We start from the raw sequence: 17,311 nt of genomic DNA on the forward strand, positions 1-17,311 counted from the left end.
TTAAAAAGGAAAACCAATAAAGACCACAAAGAGAACTTGATAAGTTCCTTTTATTCGCATTTAATATCCCTGTACTGATACAGAGGGGTTAACACTGTGAATAACCACGTAGCATCGCAAAAAAAGCGAACTAAAGGAAGGGCTAAGGACTGGCACAGGGCCGACATTGTGGCTGCACTACACAAACGTGGATTAAGTCTGGCGCAGTTATCCCGCGATCAGGGATTAGGCTCCCGTACACTGAACAATGCCTTCAGTCAGCACTATCCGAAGGCAGAACGGTTGATAGCAGCGGCATTGGGCATGGTGCCCGAGGAGATATGGCCCAGCCGTTATTTTGATAAACAACCTTCAATACATTCCGGCAAGGATTAGCCATGGCTACCACCATCACTTCGGTAACAAAAAGCTTTGAGTACTTCTTTCATTCCCTTTACCCCACTGAGTTTGTAAAAACACTACGCCTTAATGAGTGCAGTGAAAGGGAACTTCTACCATTGGTTCGCTGCTACCTTTTAGGCTGTTTCTCCGATGATGTTTCACCAGAAGTGCAAGGAAAGCTCCCAGGCTCTATTACGGGGAACGGCTATATCGACTTTGTGATTGATGATGTGGCTGTTGAGTTCGCCGTCCGTAAACCCACCGCAGCCAAATCAACGGTATCCGCCACGGTTAATAGCACTGAAATGAAGAAATTGATGAAGTATGACGGCAAAGCATTGCTGGTATTGTTCGACTTCTCTACCACTCCCTATTCGGAAGCCCAGATTGAGGCTTTTAGCGACTGGCCTTCTCTCGGCAAGGGCAATCATAAAAAGTCGGCGTTCAATGTTGCCTATTTTTATGTTGAAAAACGCAGGCCGCTGACATTCGGGAAAATCACTAAAAACATTCGTATTAATTGACAAGGAGTAACTATGAAAAGAGTCATTTTAGCCACCCTGATATTGAGCACATCAGCCCTGGCTACCACTACAGAGTACATTAAACCAGACGGTTCACTCTCACTGACAGCAGGCGGCAATGGTATTGAATTCAGCATTAATGCTGCAACCCAAAATACTTCCGGCATCTGCAATATGGAGGGTTCAGCGCAATCTATTACTGCTGGACAAAATCAGAAACATCGCTGGATTTATAACGATAAATCGAGCCAATGCGTGGCTGTTATCAGTGAACAGAGCAACGGAAAAATCAGGGTAATAACCAGGGGATGTGAAGGTTATTGCGGACTGGTAGCTACAGGCGCAATGGATGGGATTTACCGGAAGAAATAACGATAAAATAAGGAGAGCGTAAACGATGAATATAATGACTGGTGCTGCCATCGGTGCCATTGCTGTTTGCATCTGGCACGTCATGCAACTTACCCGTCGCGTCGAAAAGCTGGAACTATTAATAAAGCCAGATATCGATCCACCATAAGCCGCCAGTAAAGAAAATGAGCCTGATAGTGAGTGAAGAATCTCATAAAACACTCAGTCTAAAAATGGATGAAGAACTTTATGAAAAGACTCTAAAGTTCATTGCTCAGAAAGGGATAAAACACCTTGATATTAAAATAGTTCAATTCCACTTTCGTACAGGCTATTTTCTCGCGGCCAGAGTTGTTGAACGCATTCGCCTGGAACAAGGTGTTACCGGAAAAAACATTAATAAGGACTAACTCAATGAATATGCGATTAGCATTACTGTTCATATCTGCAAGCCTGCTGGTTGGTTGCGGAGACAAGACACCTGAATGTAACAGTGATGATGCCAAAAGTCTGGTTGTTAATATTGCTCACAAACAGATAAAGAAACAATTCGAGCAGCTCAGAAACTCTCAGATGGAAGGGATGGTGCCCGATAATACCGACAGCCTGATATTGAAAGTTATTAATGTCAGAACATTAGCTCATAACTCATCAATAGATACTTATCAGTGTGCTGCCAGTCTTCAAATGACCCTGACAGATGAGCAATCTAAATTACCTAACACAACAGAAATACCAATGACCTATAACATCCAGGAAATGGATGATGGTAAAGGGAGATTTTATATAAAAGTATTTGGCTTGTAGTCTACAAAGCAAACATGAAATATATTATTGAGATATAAAAATCACTACAACTCTCTTGTGATTAATACCACACCATCGCGCCATGTGACATCACCTACATAAGTGAAATATATGCTCTATATCTAAATAATACAGAGCATATATATTTACTCAACATCCCTCATAAAACCATTATTGCAAAAATCAACATTGCGAGATAACCCTAAATATAAGACCACCTTCCAATGATTTACTCCATATGAATCTTTAAAATCATTTGACTGAGACAATAACAAAGATGATACATCTTGATATGCTCCTCTTCTTCTGTAAGCACGTCTCAAGCTTGCTCTCATTCTACAAATTTCTGAAGCTGATTTTCTTTTAAATCTAACTTTAAGGTTAAGGTTTGAAAAATGTCGTCCAAAAATCCCTGAGAAATAAATATTTCCAGCATGACCAACTGATGAAAAATTAATTTTTATTTTATTACCAACGGCGATAGAAATACCAATGAAATTTTCACCCGGGAAAATATCATAGTATGGATGTATGAATATCCTTTGGTTATTACATAAAAATTTAGACTTCTTGTATATTGTATTGCAGACCGAGCATATCGGTATTAAGTTTTTTGATAACACTGAAAACTCAGGGTAAGTTTCTTTAGGCAGATAATGGTCTAAAGTACTAGGCTCACTAATTCCGCAATATGGGCACTCATCAAAATCCGGCAAGTCTGGATTAAACAATCTCGCAGAGATAGCTTTAAATGATTTAGTTTTCACATTATAGGCATGTAAAATGGAATTACTTTGGTCGGCAGATAGTCCTATTGGTCGCAAGTTTTCTAAACTAAGTTTATTGGATTCATAGTTATCATAAGAATTTTTTATTCTAGATAGAATATTGCGAATAGGATTGGCATATTTATCAGTTTTATCCTCAACTATAAGATCAAGATTATTTTTATCGTCTTCGATTGGTAGAGGTATATTTCTCATAACCCCTCCATTAATTTAAGTTTGTAAGAAATGATTTTGCAGTCATCCCTAGCTTTTTGCCAAAGATTATTTCAATATCTTTTAGTGTATATCCTTCCGAAGAAAACCTTGATAGGATTGAATAAAAATTAGACTCTTCAAAAGAAACATTAAAAACATCTTCAGTTAATGTGGATATTTCTTCGCCAAACGATTCTTTTTTCAGTTTCCCAACCTTAGGCTTAAGACAATTTCCTCTTAAAACTTGAACAAATTTTGATGGCGTTTCCTGTAAAATCACCGGGGAGTGGGTTGCTATGATAGAATATGAGTTGAAATTAGTTAAAATAGATCTAATTGAATGCATAAATGAAGCAATAAGAGATGGATGAAGATGAGTTTCTGGTTCATCAATAATCACCAAAGAATTGTCTTTTATATGTTCAAATATATTTGCTAATATTGATAGAACAATTTTTTGACCCGAACTAAGCCTATCAAACTTCTCTAGTAAAACATTTTGATCCAATTCAGAAAACGATTGATCGGAAACAATAGGCTTTATGCACTCATTCCATTGTTCAATTCTTTTTTCAGCGATAATTTTTTCATAAGCAACTTTGAACTCATTGGTAATCTCAGAGATATTTTTCAGCCTATACTCAGTTGAATTTTCTATTCTCTCTCTAAGACCACAGTATTTATAGCCAAATATATGTCCTTGCTCTTCAATCTCTTTTTGCTCAGCTTCATTTTTACCCGGAATTTCAAAATTATCGAAGGCAGAATAAGATACAACCACTACATTCCCAAAATCAGGTTTTGTTTTATTGAACCTCTTTTCCCTAGCTCTTATAAGCTCACTTTTATCATCAAAACCGTAGCCTGAAATTGTGCGTGCTATATCAGAAAGAAGTTGTGTTTTACCTGTGCCATTTCTGCCTATGATTACATTTATATTAGATGGTATAATACTTTTGCTCTGTTTCTGAAAAGAAAAATTCAGATTATAGGGAGTCGAAAAGCCTTTTAATGTGGTTGAAAAATCAAACACATGGCAATTTTCATCATTAGTTTCCACTTGCCTACTAAAAATTTTCTTAGCAAATTCTAATGCCTGTTCTGCGGGACTGAAGCGAACTGCGGAAGTTTTGAATTGTGATAGTTCATTAAATGCATCAAAAATAATTCTGTCATAAGCACAATCATTCAACGATTCAAGAATCAGTTTTTCATATTCAAGACCTAAGTCTCTAATATTAAGGTAATATTGTTTACTTTGCCCAAGCGAACAAAAATTATCAGGGAGTTTATCACATCCATTATCAAACAGTACACGTCCAATCTCTAAAGAACTATCTATAATTTTCAACTCACCAATTGGCACTAATTTATCGTTATAAAAGAATGACAACAAGAAAGTAGACTTATAGGAGTAATCATCCCAATCAGTGGCTTGCAATAATATATAACTCTCTAAATTTATTTTATTCTTTTCATTAAGAAATATTTTCATATAAAAACCTGTTCCTATTTAGGATATTTAAGTATATTAATCAATTGAGTTAAAAATACATTGATTAACTATTTATTTTCAACAACCGTTTTAGTCAAGCTATCCAAATAATCCGCCCACACCTGCAACCACTTCCGACACTCAGCATCATATTTATACAGATTATAAATCCCTTCCACACCACCGCGCGTATGTCCCAGTACAGCCTCGGCAACTTCATTCGGACACTGTAAACGTGATAATCCAGTGCGCACTGTACGACGCAGATCGTGAGGCGTCCAATGAGGTATATCAAGCATTTGACCGCTTTCACGTAAACGCCATGAGTTTTCAGTCAGGTACTTCTGCTGGATAGCTTTTTAGTCGCCTGCGAAGGAAACAGATATTTATCGGAGGTGAGGCGTAGAACTTTGAGAAAGTCGATCGCTTGATCGGATAACTGAACGTAGCGCTCTACCCCGGTCTTGGTTTCGCGCAGATGAATGGTGCCTTTTTCAAGATCAACATCATCCCAGGCCATGTTGCAGACTTCACCTGTTCGGCATCCTGTCCAGAGTGTCAGCCGCAGCACGTTTTTAATCGTTGGCGTATAAGCCGAACCCGGAAGCCACTTAAGAAACTTTCCAAGCTCGACCTCGCTCAGTACCCGTGTCCCACGACCATTTGTGAGCTTGATTCTGGTCTGTCGTAAGCTGGATTTTGCTAACAACGCCGGATTCGCAAAACTGTCATCAAAACGACCAAGACCAATAGCAAACTCATAAGCGAGTGAAAGTTCCCTCAGAACATTACCAGCCTGTACGGTTGCGCCTCGGGCTACAATACCATTAATTAAATTGATGACATCCTGCCGCGTAATCTCAGCAGCATTTCGTGTTCCTAAGCTTTTAACAGCGTCACCATAGAGAGTACGACGAACCTCGGCCTGCCCTTTCGGCTTTCTGGCACCGGGAATGATTTTTCCGTCCTTCGTTTTTCGATCCTCAATACGTTCGGTAAGATACAGTTCAACTAGTCCCTGTACGGTCAATTCAGGGATCTTAGCCTGTTCAGCTTCAATCGCACGGTGGAGCTTATCTTGCTTAAGCTCTGACGCAGGGCACCGTCCTTCCTGTCGGAGGAGCTTTAATTCGTGGAGTTTAAGACGTGCAGCGGCGAGAGAAGTCTGCGGGAAGTTACCAATTTTAACCTGAGCAAGCTTGCCAGTCAGAGGACTTGTGTAACGGTAGAAAAAAGACTTAACCCCAGTTGCACCACAGGAGACACGTAAGCCTCGATTTTCGCCTACATCAGCCTTATCTTTATCGCCTGGCTTCATCATTTCTACCGCTTTAAACGAAAGTGGCTTTCCCTCTTGTTTTCCTGCCATAAAGACTCCGTTATCATGCACCTTATGCAGTCATGAACATAAATGTAGGTTTCGCTGTATGTGCCCATATTTTACCAAGCTATAGGTTGGCAAGCTACACTTTAACCTACATTTAAATGTAGGATTTCATGATATCCGATGAGACAACGTGAAACCTAATGATAATCATAAAAAACACTAACTCATTAAAAATTAAGAGAATGGACATCACAAGCCGATGAGTACAATGAAAAATCTAGACTCGCACACCCCAATGATGCAGCAGTACCTGAGGCTGAAAGCAGAACATCCGGAAATCCTGCTGTTCTACCGCATGGGCGATTTTTACGAGCTGTTCTACGATGACGCCAAGCGGGCATCGCAGCTGCTGGATATTTCATTAACCAAACGCGGTGCCTCTGCGGGAGAGCTATCCCGATGGCGGGCGTTCCCCATCATGCGGTGGAAAACTATCTGGCCCGGCTGGTACAGCTGGGCGAGTCCGTCGCCATCTGCGAACAGATTGGCGATCCTGCGTTAAGTAAAGGGCCGGTAGAGCGCAAAGTCGTGCGCATCGTGACGCCGGGCACGATTAGCGACGAGGCGCTGCTTGAGGAGCGTCAGGACAATTTGCTGGCGGCTATCTGGCAAGACGGTCGCGGATTTGGCTATGCCACGCTGGACATCAGTTCAGGACGTTTCCGACTGGCGGAACCCGCCGATCCTGAAAGCATGGCCGCCGAAATCCAGCGCACTAATCCGGCCGAATTGCTCTATCCCGAGACGTTCGAGCTGATGTCGCTGATTGAGCATCGCAACGGTCTGCGCCGCCGCCCCCTGTGGGAGTTTGAACTGGATACAGCCCGCCAGCAGCTTAATCTACAGTTCGGTACGCGCGACCTGACGGGTTTTGGCGTCGAACAGGCCAAGCTCGGACTGCGGGCCGCCGGATGTTTGCTGCAATATGCCAAAGATACGCAGCGCACTTCCCTGCCCCACATTCGCGGCATCACGATGGAACGCCAGCAGGACGGCATCATCATGGATGCGGCGACGCGACGTAATCTGGAGCTGACGCAAAACCTGTCCGGGGGCCCGAAAATACGTTAGCGGCCGTACTGGACTGTACCGTGACGCCGATGGGCAGCCGAATGCTGAAACGCTGGGTGCACATGCCGAGTCGTCACATTCAGACGTTAACGCAGCGTCAGGAGGCCATCGGCGCACTGCAAGATCTGGCCCTCGAATTACAGCCTTTCCTGCGTCAGGTCGGCGATTTAGAGCGTATTCTGGCGCGGCTGGCGCTGCGCACGGCGCGTCCGCGCGATCTGGCGAGAATGCGCCATGCTTTCCATCAGCTGCCGGACATTCATGCCCTGCTGTCTTCTGTCAACGCCGATGCGGTTCAGCGGCTTGCCAGCCAGATAGGCCAGTTCGACGAGCTGCGCGATCTGCTGGAACGCGCGGTAGTGGAAGCACCGCCGGTTCTGGTGCGGGACGGCGGCGTTATCGCCACCGGCTACCATGAAGAGCTGGACGAATGGCGCAGCCTTGCCGCAGGCGCCACCGACTATCTGGACAAACTAGAAATCCGGGAACGCGAAAAGCTTGGCATTGATACGCTGAAAGTCGGTTTCAACGGCGTACACGGCTATTTCATTCAGGTGAGCCGCGGACAGAGTCATCTGGTGCCGATGCACTACGTGCGTCGCCAAACGCTGAAAAATGCCGAACGCTACATCATCCCAGAGCTGAAAGAGTACGAAGACAAGGTTCTCACCTCTAAAGGCAAGGCGCTGGCGCTGGAGAAGGCGCTTTATGATCAGTTGTTCGACCTGTTGCTTCCTCATCTGGCCGAGCTGCAACAAAGCGCCAGCGCGCTGGCGGAACTGGACGTCCTGACCAACCTGGCGGAGCGCGCGGATACACTGAACTATGTCTGCCCGACGCTAAGCGATCGTCACGGCATCAAGATCGCTGGCGGTCGTCACCCCGTCGTAGAGCAGGTGCTTAGCGAGCCATTTATCGCCAACCCGCTGTCGCTGTCCCCGCAGCGCCGCCTGCTGATCATCACCGGTCCGAATATGGGCGGGAAAAGTACCTATATGCGTCAGGCCGCGCTTATTGTACTGATGGCCCATATCGGCAGCTATGTTCCGGCAGATCAGGCCGTCATTGGCCCGGTCGATCGCATCTTCACCCGCGTCGGCGCGGCGGACGATTTGGCATCCGGTCGCTCCACCTTCATGGTGGAAATGACCGAGACCGCCAATATTCTGCATAACGCGACGGAACAAAGTCTGGTGCTGATGGACGAGATTGGCCGAGGCACGTCGACCTATGACGGCCTGTCGCTGGCGTGGTCATGCGCAGAAACGCTGGCAAACAAGATCAAGGCCATGACGCTGTTCGCCACCCACTACTTCGAGCTGACTAATCTGCCGGAGAAAATGGAAGGCGTCGTCAATGTCCATCTGGATGCTCTGGAGCACGGCGATACCATCGCCTTTATGCATAGCGTGCAGGATGGGGCCGCCAGCAAGAGCTACGGTCTGGCCGTAGCAGCGCTGGCCGGCGTGCCGAAAGAGGTGATCAAACGCGCCCGCCAAAAGCTGAAAGAGTTGGAAACGCTGTCCAATAATGCTTCAAGCAGCCACATCGACGGGGCCCAGTTAATGTTGCTGGCTCCCGAAGAGCCGTCTGCCGCGATGGAAGCGCTGGAGACGCTCGACCCCGATATGCTGACTCCGCGTCAGGCGCTTGACTGGCTTTATCAGCTGAAAAAGATGCTCTGAGTCGATAGCAAACTCTCATACGGTCGTCGCAAGGCGGCCGTGACTTGCCTCTCTTCGCCAACATCGCCCGTGACTCGTTATCTCCCCATTTCCATACCTGTCCCGTTAGAACAGAGATCGGCAAACCGCTTGGGTATTAATCATTCAGAGGCGCGTAAACCCGTAGGTGCGGGAGACCGAGAAATAGGGAAACCGTTGAGCGCGAAAAGAGAGGGAATCTCAGCGTAGAGCGAAGCCAACAACAGGCTTGAAGGTCAGAGAGTCAGAGAGTCAGAGAGTCAGAGAGTCAGAGAGTCAGAGAGTCAGAGAGTCAGAGAGTCAGAGAGTCAGAGAGTCAGAGAGTCAGAGAGTCAGAGAGTCAGAGAGTCAGAGAGTCATTATCCCACTCGCCGTGGCTTACCGCTATCTGCATGGGGACATACTTGCCTTAAGCCTGCAATGCCTCAACGGCTCAACGGCTCAACGGCTCAACGGCTCAACGCTGATTTTACGCGGGGTTTACGGCAAACAGGTGGTATTGCTGGGAAGAAAGCAGCGGACGTCCCCGCTCATCCAGTACCGTCAAATCGTTATTTTTAGCCAAAAAGTAACGTTTGCCGCCGTGAGTATTCGTGAGCACCAGTTTATCCGCGGTGCGCAGCCATTGACCTTTTTCCCATTGCCGCTGGAAATGCCCTTCGCCGTCAATGCTATGCGTATTTAAAACGAAGCTGCCGTCGGCGTCGAGATACAGCGCAATATTTCTGCTATCGGGCAACGTGCCACGGTAATGCTGCGCCATCGGCTGCAGTGACTCAGACTGAACGACTGTATACGAATGACAGCCGATGAGTCCCGACAGACCGAACATCAAAACACCACTGATGATCAGCTTATGCATCATAATCTCCCTACTTTTCTGCGCGTTATGCCCTACGTTCAAGGTCTGTGTCGCGTGAATTCCACGTGAAGTCGGCACTCTGCACTGCCACCCGCTCCGCGCAGAAATGAAGGGACGGATGGCCTGATTGAATAGCGATCATCCCTATTGCCGCGCGATTTGCCAGTCATCAAAAACGACTTCCAGATGATTCTGGTCGTCTGACAACCAGATGGTGCCTTCCTGCAATGTGGCCTGCAAAGACATGTTGCGGCGGACTAATGTGGTCAGTTGCATCAGCTGTTTATCATCCAGAAAACGTACCGTCAGATGGGAGAGCTGCGCCGCTTTATCCGCCATCGTCTGCCACCAGACTCGAGCCGCACGCTCGTTGTAGGCATACAGCACGACCTCACGCGACAAGCTGCACGCTTTCTTTAAGCGCTTCTCGTCCGGCAATCCCAGTTCGATCCATTGTTCAATCTGCTGATCGTCACTGTGTCGCCAGATTTCGGGCTCGTTGTCCGCACACAGACCTTTCGTAAAGCGCAGTGTCTCGTCGGCGTGGCAAATCCATGCCAGCAGCCGCAGCATCATCCGCTGATCGGTTTCGGACGGATGCTGCGCTATCGTCAGCGTCGCATCGTGGAAAAAATGGCGATCCATATCGGCAATATTCACTGCCGCTTTGTACACCGTTGCTTTTAACGCCATGTTTCACCTCTTGGTTTGGGCCGACAGTGTACTGGAGAACCGCCACGCCTCACACCCCGGGTTTTATATGACGCCTAAGGCATAATACTGATAACCCGTAAATGCCTATGCTATAGTCGGCTGGCAGGATAGCGTTCATTTTCTTCGTAGGCTGATACCTCCGGTGACGTCAATATGAAGGCTACCAGGCTGAGCTCTAAGGGAGGGTATAGTGCAACAATACGGTGAATTAGTACGTCGTCTCTATACAGAGATCGCCAGCGGTAACCTAGGTTATCTACCCGATGCACTGGGTTGTGTATTGAAAACCCTGGACCAAATTGCCCTAAATGGCGATTTGCCGTCCTCAGTCAGGGAACAGGCGGCCTATGCCGCCGCTAACTTATTGGTGAGCGATTATGTCAATGAGTAATGAATATCAACCCATCAATTGTGATGATTACGATAATCTTGAAGCCACCTGCCAACAGCACCTGACGTTGACGGTGGAATTACGTAACGGTGAAGTGGTGTCCGGGAAAGCCAGCGACATTATCTCTCGCAAGCACGTCGAATATCTGCTGCTTGATGATGCGGGCCACGTCAGGGAAGTTCGGCTTGACCATATCCTCAGCTTCAGTCATCCCGAAATAGGGAAAGTCGTGGTTAGCGAACCCTGACCGCACTTCATATCGCCAATTAAACGGACAACTGAGTTGTCCGTTTTCATATTAAGAACGCGTCAAGGACGACGAAGACGCAGGATGCCAGACAATACGCCAGGCGGCGTCTTCCGACTCAGGGCGCCCTTCACGCGTAACAAAGGTTCCTACCGCCGCGATAAGCTGTTCGCCGTAGAAGATCAGCGGCGTGCGTTCTCTCATCCAGGGTGCGACGCCTAACTCCTGCCACAGTTTTTTTAACTGACGCCCATGCCCGCGCCCGACGATGTGAAATGTTCCCTGCGCATGAAAGCGCACCGTCACCGCTTCGTCGGGATGAGGACGGCGCACCGCGACACCCTGGGGTCCTAATGCCAGCGCTCCCAGTTCAGAGGGAAGCGCCAAAGGCGCTGACGTCGGGTCCCAGGCCAACACCGTATCTCTGACTGACGGCCACTGCGGCAAAACATATAAACCATCGCGAAAACGCCGGATCTGCCACGGCCCCAGTACCAACTGCGGCTCAGCATCCCGGCGACTAAGCGCCACATCTTGCCACAACCGCTGCAGCTGTTCCCGCGAAGGCATTCGTACGCCTTCTGCCGCCAGCCAACGCCGTAACAACGCGGATCGCCGCAGCGGGCCGTAAGACTCAAGAGCCGTAATCGACAACCCGCCGTCGGCGCGGCGAAGCGATTGCAGCGACTCCGCCAGCAGTTCATCCAGTAACTGCTCCTGTTCCGCACAGAGCTCCGCGCTGCGGGAGACCGCGGCGGGGAAATGCGGCCAGCGCTGCGTCAAAACGGGTAACACATGGCGACGAAGGAAATTACGATCAAAGCGATCGTCGCTATTGCTGTCGTCTTCAACCCAGCTCAGGCCATGATGCGCCGCATACTCGGCAAGTTGAGTGCGGCTGCAGGCCAGCAGCGGCCGTAAATGCGTCTGTTCGCCGAGTCGTGTTACCGACGCCATCGCCGACAATCCTGCGGGGCCACTGCCCCGCTTGAGCGCCAGCAGGAAGGTTTCACTTTGGTCGTTTTGATGTTGTGCGGTCAGCAGCACCTCATCCCTATGCGAATGCTCACGGATAGCCTGATAACGCGCCTCACGCGCCGCGGCCTCAATACCGCCCTGCTGCGCATCAACCTGCACCGGCAGAACGCTGAAAGGTACATGCCAGTCTGAACACAGCCCCTCGCAGTGCTGCGCCCAGCGGTCGGCGAACGCGCTGAGGCCATGATGGACATACGCCGCCCGCAGCGAGAGCCCATATTGTTCTCTTAACCGCACGCACAAATGCAGCAGGACGGTGGAATCTAACCCGCCGCTGTAGGCGAGCAGGTAGCTGCCGCCTGACGTCACCTGACGTGCGACTGCATTTAACAGGACATCATCGCTGCGCGTCGCGACACTATCGTTCATACAACTCCAACGGCAAATCATCCGGATCGGCAAAGAAAGTGAACCGTCGCCCGGTCTCTTCATCAATGCGAATAGGCTCGCAGTTAACGCCCCGACGCGTCAGCTCACCGACCGCCTGATCGATATCATCCACGGCAAAAGCCAGATGCCTGAGTCCCTGCGCCTCGGGACGACTCACGCGCGAAAGCGCATCAGGGAAGGAGAACAGCTCGATAACGTAGTGGCCGTTCAACGCCAAGTCGCCCTTCCAGGAGTCTCTGGCGGCACGATAAATCTCATGCTGCAGAGTGAATCCCAGCAGGTCGCAGTAGAAACGCTTACTCCGTTCGTAGTCAGACGCAATGATAGCAATATGATGAATTCCCTGAAGTTTCAGCATAGCGACTCCCGACAAACGCGGTGTGAGGAAAGGATGGGGGTCATCATAACAAAAAAGTCCGCGGTCATTGCTGACCACGGACTTTTTAGGACGGAGAGAACGATCAGCAGTAGCCGTAGTTCATCAACCGCTGATAACGACGGTTCAACAGTTCCTGTTCGTTGAACGCATCCAGCTCGCGCAGGTCAGCCAGCAGCTGAGACTTAAGCGAAGCGGACATGGCGTCCACGTCGCGATGCGCAGAACCCAGCGGTTCAGGGATCATGGTGTCGATCAGGCCCAGCTCTTTCAGACGCGGAGCGATAATCCCCATCGCTTCTGCGGCCAACGGCGCCTTGTCCGCGCTTTTCCATAGGATTGAAGCGCAGCCCTCTGGGGAAATCACGGAGTAGGTGCTGAACTGCAGCATGTTGACCTTGTCGCCCACGCCGATTGCCAGCGCGCCACCGGAACCACCTTCACCGATCACGGTGCAGATGATGGGCACGCTCAGCTCTGACATTTCGCGCAGGTTACGGGCAATCGCTTCAGACTGACCACGTTCTTCCGCGCCCACGCCCGGATAAGCGCCCGGGGTGTCGATGAACGTGATGATCGGCATTTTAAACCGCTCGGCCATTTCCATCAGGCGCAGTGCTTTGCGGTAACCTTCCGGCGCCGGCATACCAAAGTTACGACGAATTTTTTCTTTGGTTTCACGGCCTTTCTGGTGGCCGATAACCATCACGGGACGGCCATCCAGACGCGCAATGCCCCCCACGATCGCTTTGTCGTCAGCGTAGGCGCGGTCGCCTGCGAGCTCATCGAAATCGGTGAAAACGCGTTTGATGTAGTCAAGCGTGTAAGGACGCTGGGGATGACGCGCCAGCTGAGCAACCTGCCATGCGCCCAGATCGGCGAAGATTTTACGCGTCAGTTCTACGCTTTTTTCACGCAGACGCTTAACCTCTTCGTCCAGATTTATATCCAATTTTTCGTCTTGACGGCTGACGGCGGTCAGAGAGTCAATTTTCGCCTCCAACTCTGCAATCGGCTGCTCAAAATCAAGAAAATTCAGACTCATAGTAATCCTATATTAGTCAAATTCCAGTTCTACCTGTTCATTACCCACTACGGTGCGCAGATCGTTCAGGAGCACGTCGGTCGGGGTCACGCGCCATGCCGCGCCGAAGCGTAGCCGAGCTCGCGCATCCTCCCGCTGGTAATAAAGATGCACCGGAATCGTCCCTGATCGATGGGGATCCAACGATTGACGGAGACGGTTTAACAACTGGTCATCAATTTGCCTGTCAGTCAGCGAGATAGCAAGTCCACGCGCATATTTTTCCCGCGCTTCGCTGATATCCAAAATCTCGCGAGCGGTCATTTTAAGCCCGCCGCTGAAATCATCAAAACTGACCTGTCCACTGACGATCAAAATACGGTCTTGCTCCAGCAAATGCTGGTATTTATCCAATGCATCGGTGAATAACATCACCTCCAGACGACCGGAGCGATCGTCCAGGGTACACAAACCGATGCGGTTGCCTCGTTTGGTCACCATCACGCGGGCGGAAAGCACGAGACCCACCGCAGTGGTGATTTTGCCCCGATCCGTTGGGTGCATATCTTTCAAACGCACGCCAGCGGCATAACGTTCGATTTCCTTCAGATATTGGTTGATGGGATGACCGGTCAGATACAGACCCAGCGTTTCCCGCTCACCATCCAGTACGACCTGTTCCGGCCAGGGAGGAACCGTGCTGTAGGACTGCTCGACCTGCTCATGCGTTTCCGCCAGCACGCCGAACATATCCACCTGACCGATTGCCTCCGCTTTGGCATGCTGCTCGGCCGATTTCATCGCATCCTGCAATGAGTTCATCAGCGCCGCGCGGTGCGGGCCAAGACGGTCGAACGCGCCGGACATGATCAGCTTTTCCAGCACGCGGCGGTTCAGCTTTTTGATGTCCGCGCGCGCGCAGAGGTCAAACAGATCGCGGAAATAACCGCCCTGATTACGGGCTTCGATGATGGCCTCAATCGGCCCCTCGCCCACGCCTTTGATCGCGCCGATGCCATACACAATTTCACCGGCGTCGTTGACGTGGAAGTGGTACAGACCGCTGTTGATATCCGGCGGCAGGATTTTGAGCCCCATACGCCAGCATTCATCCACCAGTCCGACGATCTTGTCGGTGTTGTCCATATCCGCCGTCATGACCGCAGCCATGAATTCCGCCGGATAATGCGCCTTCAGCCATAGCGTTTGGTAAGACACCAACGCATAGGCGGCGGAGTGCGACTTGTTAAAGCCATAACCGGCGAATTTCTCCACCAGGTCGAAGATTTTCATCGACAGTTCGCCGTCGATGCCCATCTTCTCTGAACCGGCTTTAAACACCGATCGCTGCTTGGCCATCTCTTCGGGCTTTTTCTTACCCATGGCACGACGCAGCATATCCGCGCCCCCAAGAGTATAGCCGGAGAGCACCTGGGCAATCTGCATCACCTGTTCCTGATACAGGATGATACCATAGGTCGGTTCAAGCACCGGTTTCAGCGACTCGTGCTGCCACTCGATATCCGGATACGAGATGGCTTCCCGGCCGTGCTTACGGTCGATAAAGTTATCCACCATCCCTGACTGCAACGGGCCCGGACGGAACAGGGCCACCAGCGCGATCATATCTTCGAAGCAGTCAGGCTTCAGACGTTTGATCAAATCCTTCATGCCGCGGGATTCCAACTGGAATACCGCAGTCGTTTCCGACCGCTGCAGCATGTCGAAACTTTTCTTGTCGCTGAGCGGGATAGCGGAGATATCGATCGGCTCCAGCCCCATCTTCTCCTGACGCGGATTGATCATTTCCAGCGCCCAGTTGATGATGGTCAGCGTACGCAAGCCGAGGAAATCGAACTTCACCAGCCCGGCATATTCCACATCGCTCTTATCGAACTGGGTGACCGGATGCTGCCCTTCAGGATCGCAATACAGCGGCGCGAAGTCAGTAATTTTGGTCGGCGAGATCACCACGCCCCCGGCGTGTTTACCGGCGTTACGGGTAACCCCTTCCAGTTTGCGCGCCATGTCGATCAGCGCTTTAACTTCTTCATCGGCCTCGTAGATTTCGCCCAGCTGCGGCTCTGCGGCGAACGCTTTTTCCAGTGTCATCCCGGGATCGGGCGGCACCAGCTTAGAGATGCGATCTACGAACCCGTAAGGGTGACCCAGCACGCGACCTACGTCTCGGATGACCGCTTTCGCCGCCATCGTACCGAATGTGATGATCTGCGATACCGCATCACGGCCGTACATCTCCGCCACGTGGTCGATCACCAGGTCGCGTTTTTCCATGCAGAAGTCGACGTCGAAGTCGGGCATGGACACACGTTCCGGGTTCAGGAATCGTTCGAACAGCAGGTCGAAGGCCAGTGGGTCAAGATCGGTGATTTTCAGCGCATAGGCGACGAGCGAACCGGCGCCGGAGCCTCGTCCCGGCCCAACGGGCACGTCGTTATCTTTCGACCACTGGATAAACTCCATCACGATCAGGAAGTAGCCGGGGAATCCCATCTGGTTGATGACTTGCAGCTCGATTTCGAGACGTTCGTCATAGGCCGGCCGCTGCTGATTGCGCTCTTCTTCATCCGGGAACAGGAACGCAAGACGTTCCTCAAGTCCCTCCCGGGAACGCATGACCAGATAATCTTCCGTCGACATATCGCCGGTGGGGAACTGCGGCAGGAAATACTCACCCAGTCGGATCGTGACGTTACAGCGCTTGGCGATTTCAACGCTGTTGGCCAGCGCTTCGGGAATGTCGGCAAACAGCTCGCACATTTCCTCTTCGGTGCGCATGTACTGTTGAGGACTGTAGTTGCGCGGACGTTTGGGATCGTCCAGCGTATAGCCATCGTGGATTGCGACGCGAATTTCGTGAGCATCGAACTCGTCGGCGTTGATGAAACGCACGTCGTTGGTGGCGACGACGGGCAGGCCGTGCTGGGTCGCCAGCGCCACCGCCGCATGCAGATAGCTTTCTTCATCCGCTCGGCCGGTACGGATCAGCTCCAGATAGTAACGCTGCGGGAAGTGCTCCTGATAAAAGGCCAGACATTGTTCCACCAACGCCAGATTACCGCGCAGCAGAAATTTACCGATGTCGCCCTGACGACCGCCGGACAGCAACAGCAAACCTTCCTGATGTTCCACCAGCCAGTCGCGATCTATCGTCGGACCTGCGGCACCATAGCCGCGCTGATAGGCGCGGGAGATCAACAGCGTCAGATTCTGGTAGCCGACGTTGTTCATCGCCAGAATAGTGAGGTGCGCCAGTTCGTCGGCCAACTCCTCGCTCTGCAGATAAAAATCTGCGCCGACGATCGGCTTGACGCCAGCGCCATGCGCGCCGCCGTAGAATTTCACCAGACCGCACAGGTTGGAATGGTCGGTGATCGCCAGCGCGGGCATGCCCATTGACGCCGCTTTTTTCACCAACGGTCCGACCTTAGCCAGCCCATCGATCATGGAATAGTCACTGTGAACACGCAGGTGAACAAAACGTGGTTCGGCCATCTCCAGATCCCAGTATTGATTAAATCGAATGTCGCCGGCGACTCATGCGTT

The 17,311-nt window shown here is 50.4% G+C and carries 16 protein-coding genes and 2 pseudogenes; 9 read left to right on the forward strand and 9 right to left on the reverse strand.

The genetic code is table 11. The features are described 5' to 3' along the window. Window positions 1-96 precede the first annotated feature (96 nt). From AU509_RS04380 to AU509_RS04400, 6 genes are read left to right on the forward strand one after another with little or no spacing between them, the layout of a single operon-like run. Complete coding sequence (locus AU509_RS04380) at window positions 97-375, forward strand: helix-turn-helix domain-containing protein (RefSeq protein ID WP_094117749.1); 279 nt, start codon at window positions 97-99, stop codon at window positions 373-375. Window positions 376-377: 2 nt separating this feature from the next. Further along, window positions 378-905 carry a hypothetical protein gene (locus AU509_RS04385; RefSeq protein WP_094117750.1) on the forward strand — a complete coding sequence of 176 codons (528 nt, stop codon included), beginning with the start codon at window positions 378-380 and terminating at the stop codon, window positions 903-905. 12 nt (window positions 906-917) lie between these two features. Beyond that, a complete protein-coding gene (locus AU509_RS04390) occupies window positions 918-1,277 on the forward strand; it encodes an acyl-CoA dehydrogenase (RefSeq protein WP_094117751.1) in 360 nt (119 codons plus the stop codon). A gap of 25 nt (window positions 1,278-1,302) precedes the next feature. Further along, window positions 1,303-1,425: a hypothetical protein gene (locus AU509_RS18505; protein ID WP_254901517.1), complete on the forward strand. Its 123-nt coding sequence runs from the start codon at window positions 1,303-1,305 to the stop codon at window positions 1,423-1,425. Between the two features lie 28 nt (window positions 1,426-1,453). Further along, window positions 1,454-1,666, forward strand: a complete 213-nt coding sequence (locus tag AU509_RS04395) for a hypothetical protein (RefSeq protein ID WP_139824016.1) — start codon at window positions 1,454-1,456, stop codon at window positions 1,664-1,666. Between the two features lie 4 nt (window positions 1,667-1,670). Next, a complete protein-coding gene (locus AU509_RS04400; RefSeq protein WP_094117753.1) occupies window positions 1,671-2,063 on the forward strand; it encodes a hypothetical protein in 393 nt (130 codons plus the stop codon). 146 nt (window positions 2,064-2,209) lie between these two features. Here AU509_RS04400 and AU509_RS17920 read toward each other — a convergent pair whose 3' ends face one another. From AU509_RS17920 to AU509_RS04410, 3 genes and pseudogenes are all read right to left on the reverse strand, one after another. Then, the gene (locus tag AU509_RS17920; protein WP_139824017.1) at window positions 2,210-3,046 is read right to left on the reverse strand and encodes a hypothetical protein; all 837 of its coding nucleotides are present in this window, start codon (window positions 3,044-3,046) and stop codon (window positions 2,210-2,212) included. A gap of 10 nt (window positions 3,047-3,056) precedes the next feature. Further along, window positions 3,057-4,541, reverse strand: coding sequence for an AAA family ATPase (locus AU509_RS04405; RefSeq protein WP_094117754.1), 1,485 nt, complete (start codon window positions 4,539-4,541; stop codon window positions 3,057-3,059). 68 nt (window positions 4,542-4,609) lie between these two features. Continuing rightward, window positions 4,610-5,910 (reverse strand): annotated as a pseudogene (locus AU509_RS04410) (tyrosine-type recombinase/integrase). A gap of 217 nt (window positions 5,911-6,127) precedes the next feature. On the opposite strand from AU509_RS04410, the pseudogene mutS reads away from it, so the two are divergent. Next, a pseudogene (gene mutS / locus AU509_RS04415) lies at window positions 6,128-8,684 on the forward strand (DNA mismatch repair protein MutS). Between the two features lie 487 nt (window positions 8,685-9,171). On the opposite strand, the gene AU509_RS04420 reads toward mutS, so the two are convergent. Both AU509_RS04420 and AU509_RS04425 read right to left on the reverse strand, forming a co-directional pair. Continuing rightward, the gene (locus AU509_RS04420) at window positions 9,172-9,564 is read right to left on the reverse strand and encodes a copper resistance protein NlpE N-terminal domain-containing protein (protein ID WP_176223449.1); all 393 of its coding nucleotides are present in this window, start codon (window positions 9,562-9,564) and stop codon (window positions 9,172-9,174) included. Window positions 9,565-9,708: 144 nt separating this feature from the next. After that, window positions 9,709-10,257, reverse strand: a complete 549-nt coding sequence (locus AU509_RS04425; protein ID WP_085653099.1) for a YaeQ family protein — start codon at window positions 10,255-10,257, stop codon at window positions 9,709-9,711. 211 nt (window positions 10,258-10,468) lie between these two features. Here AU509_RS04425 and AU509_RS04430 point away from each other — a divergent pair, with 211 nt between their 5' ends. Together AU509_RS04430 and rof are read left to right on the forward strand one after the other, a co-directional pair. Further along, the gene (locus tag AU509_RS04430) at window positions 10,469-10,669 is read left to right on the forward strand and encodes a YaeP family protein (protein ID WP_085653100.1); all 201 of its coding nucleotides are present in this window, start codon (window positions 10,469-10,471) and stop codon (window positions 10,667-10,669) included. Further along, complete coding sequence (gene rof, locus AU509_RS04435) at window positions 10,656-10,916, forward strand: Rho-binding antiterminator (protein WP_085653101.1); 261 nt, start codon at window positions 10,656-10,658, stop codon at window positions 10,914-10,916. Before AU509_RS04430 ends, rof begins: the two co-directional genes overlap by 14 nt. Before the next feature lie 51 nt (window positions 10,917-10,967). On the opposite strand, the gene tilS is transcribed toward rof, so the two are convergent. The 4 genes from tilS to dnaE form a co-directional block, all read right to left on the reverse strand. Next, window positions 10,968-12,323 (reverse strand): tRNA lysidine(34) synthetase TilS, encoded by a 1,356-nt coding sequence (gene tilS, locus AU509_RS04440; RefSeq protein ID WP_100053505.1) that lies wholly within the window; start codon window positions 12,321-12,323, stop codon window positions 10,968-10,970. Further along, entirely contained in the window at window positions 12,313-12,702 is a 390-nt protein-coding gene (locus tag AU509_RS04445; protein ID WP_094117757.1) for a VOC family protein, read from the reverse strand. The genes tilS and AU509_RS04445 overlap by 11 nt, the downstream gene beginning before the upstream one ends. Window positions 12,703-12,805: 103 nt before the next feature. Further along, window positions 12,806-13,765 carry an acetyl-CoA carboxylase carboxyl transferase subunit alpha gene (accA, locus tag AU509_RS04450; RefSeq protein WP_085653104.1) on the reverse strand — a complete coding sequence of 320 codons (960 nt, stop codon included), beginning with the start codon at window positions 13,763-13,765 and terminating at the stop codon, window positions 12,806-12,808. Window positions 13,766-13,777: 12 nt separating this feature from the next. Further along, window positions 13,778-17,260: a DNA polymerase III subunit alpha gene (dnaE, locus tag AU509_RS04455; protein WP_085653105.1), complete on the reverse strand. Its 3,483-nt coding sequence runs from the start codon at window positions 17,258-17,260 to the stop codon at window positions 13,778-13,780. Window positions 17,261-17,311: the final 51 nt, after the last annotated feature.

Source organism: Lonsdalea britannica, from assembly GCF_002111595.1.
In the GTDB taxonomy this organism is placed as follows: domain Bacteria; phylum Pseudomonadota; class Gammaproteobacteria; order Enterobacterales; family Enterobacteriaceae; genus Lonsdalea; species Lonsdalea britannica.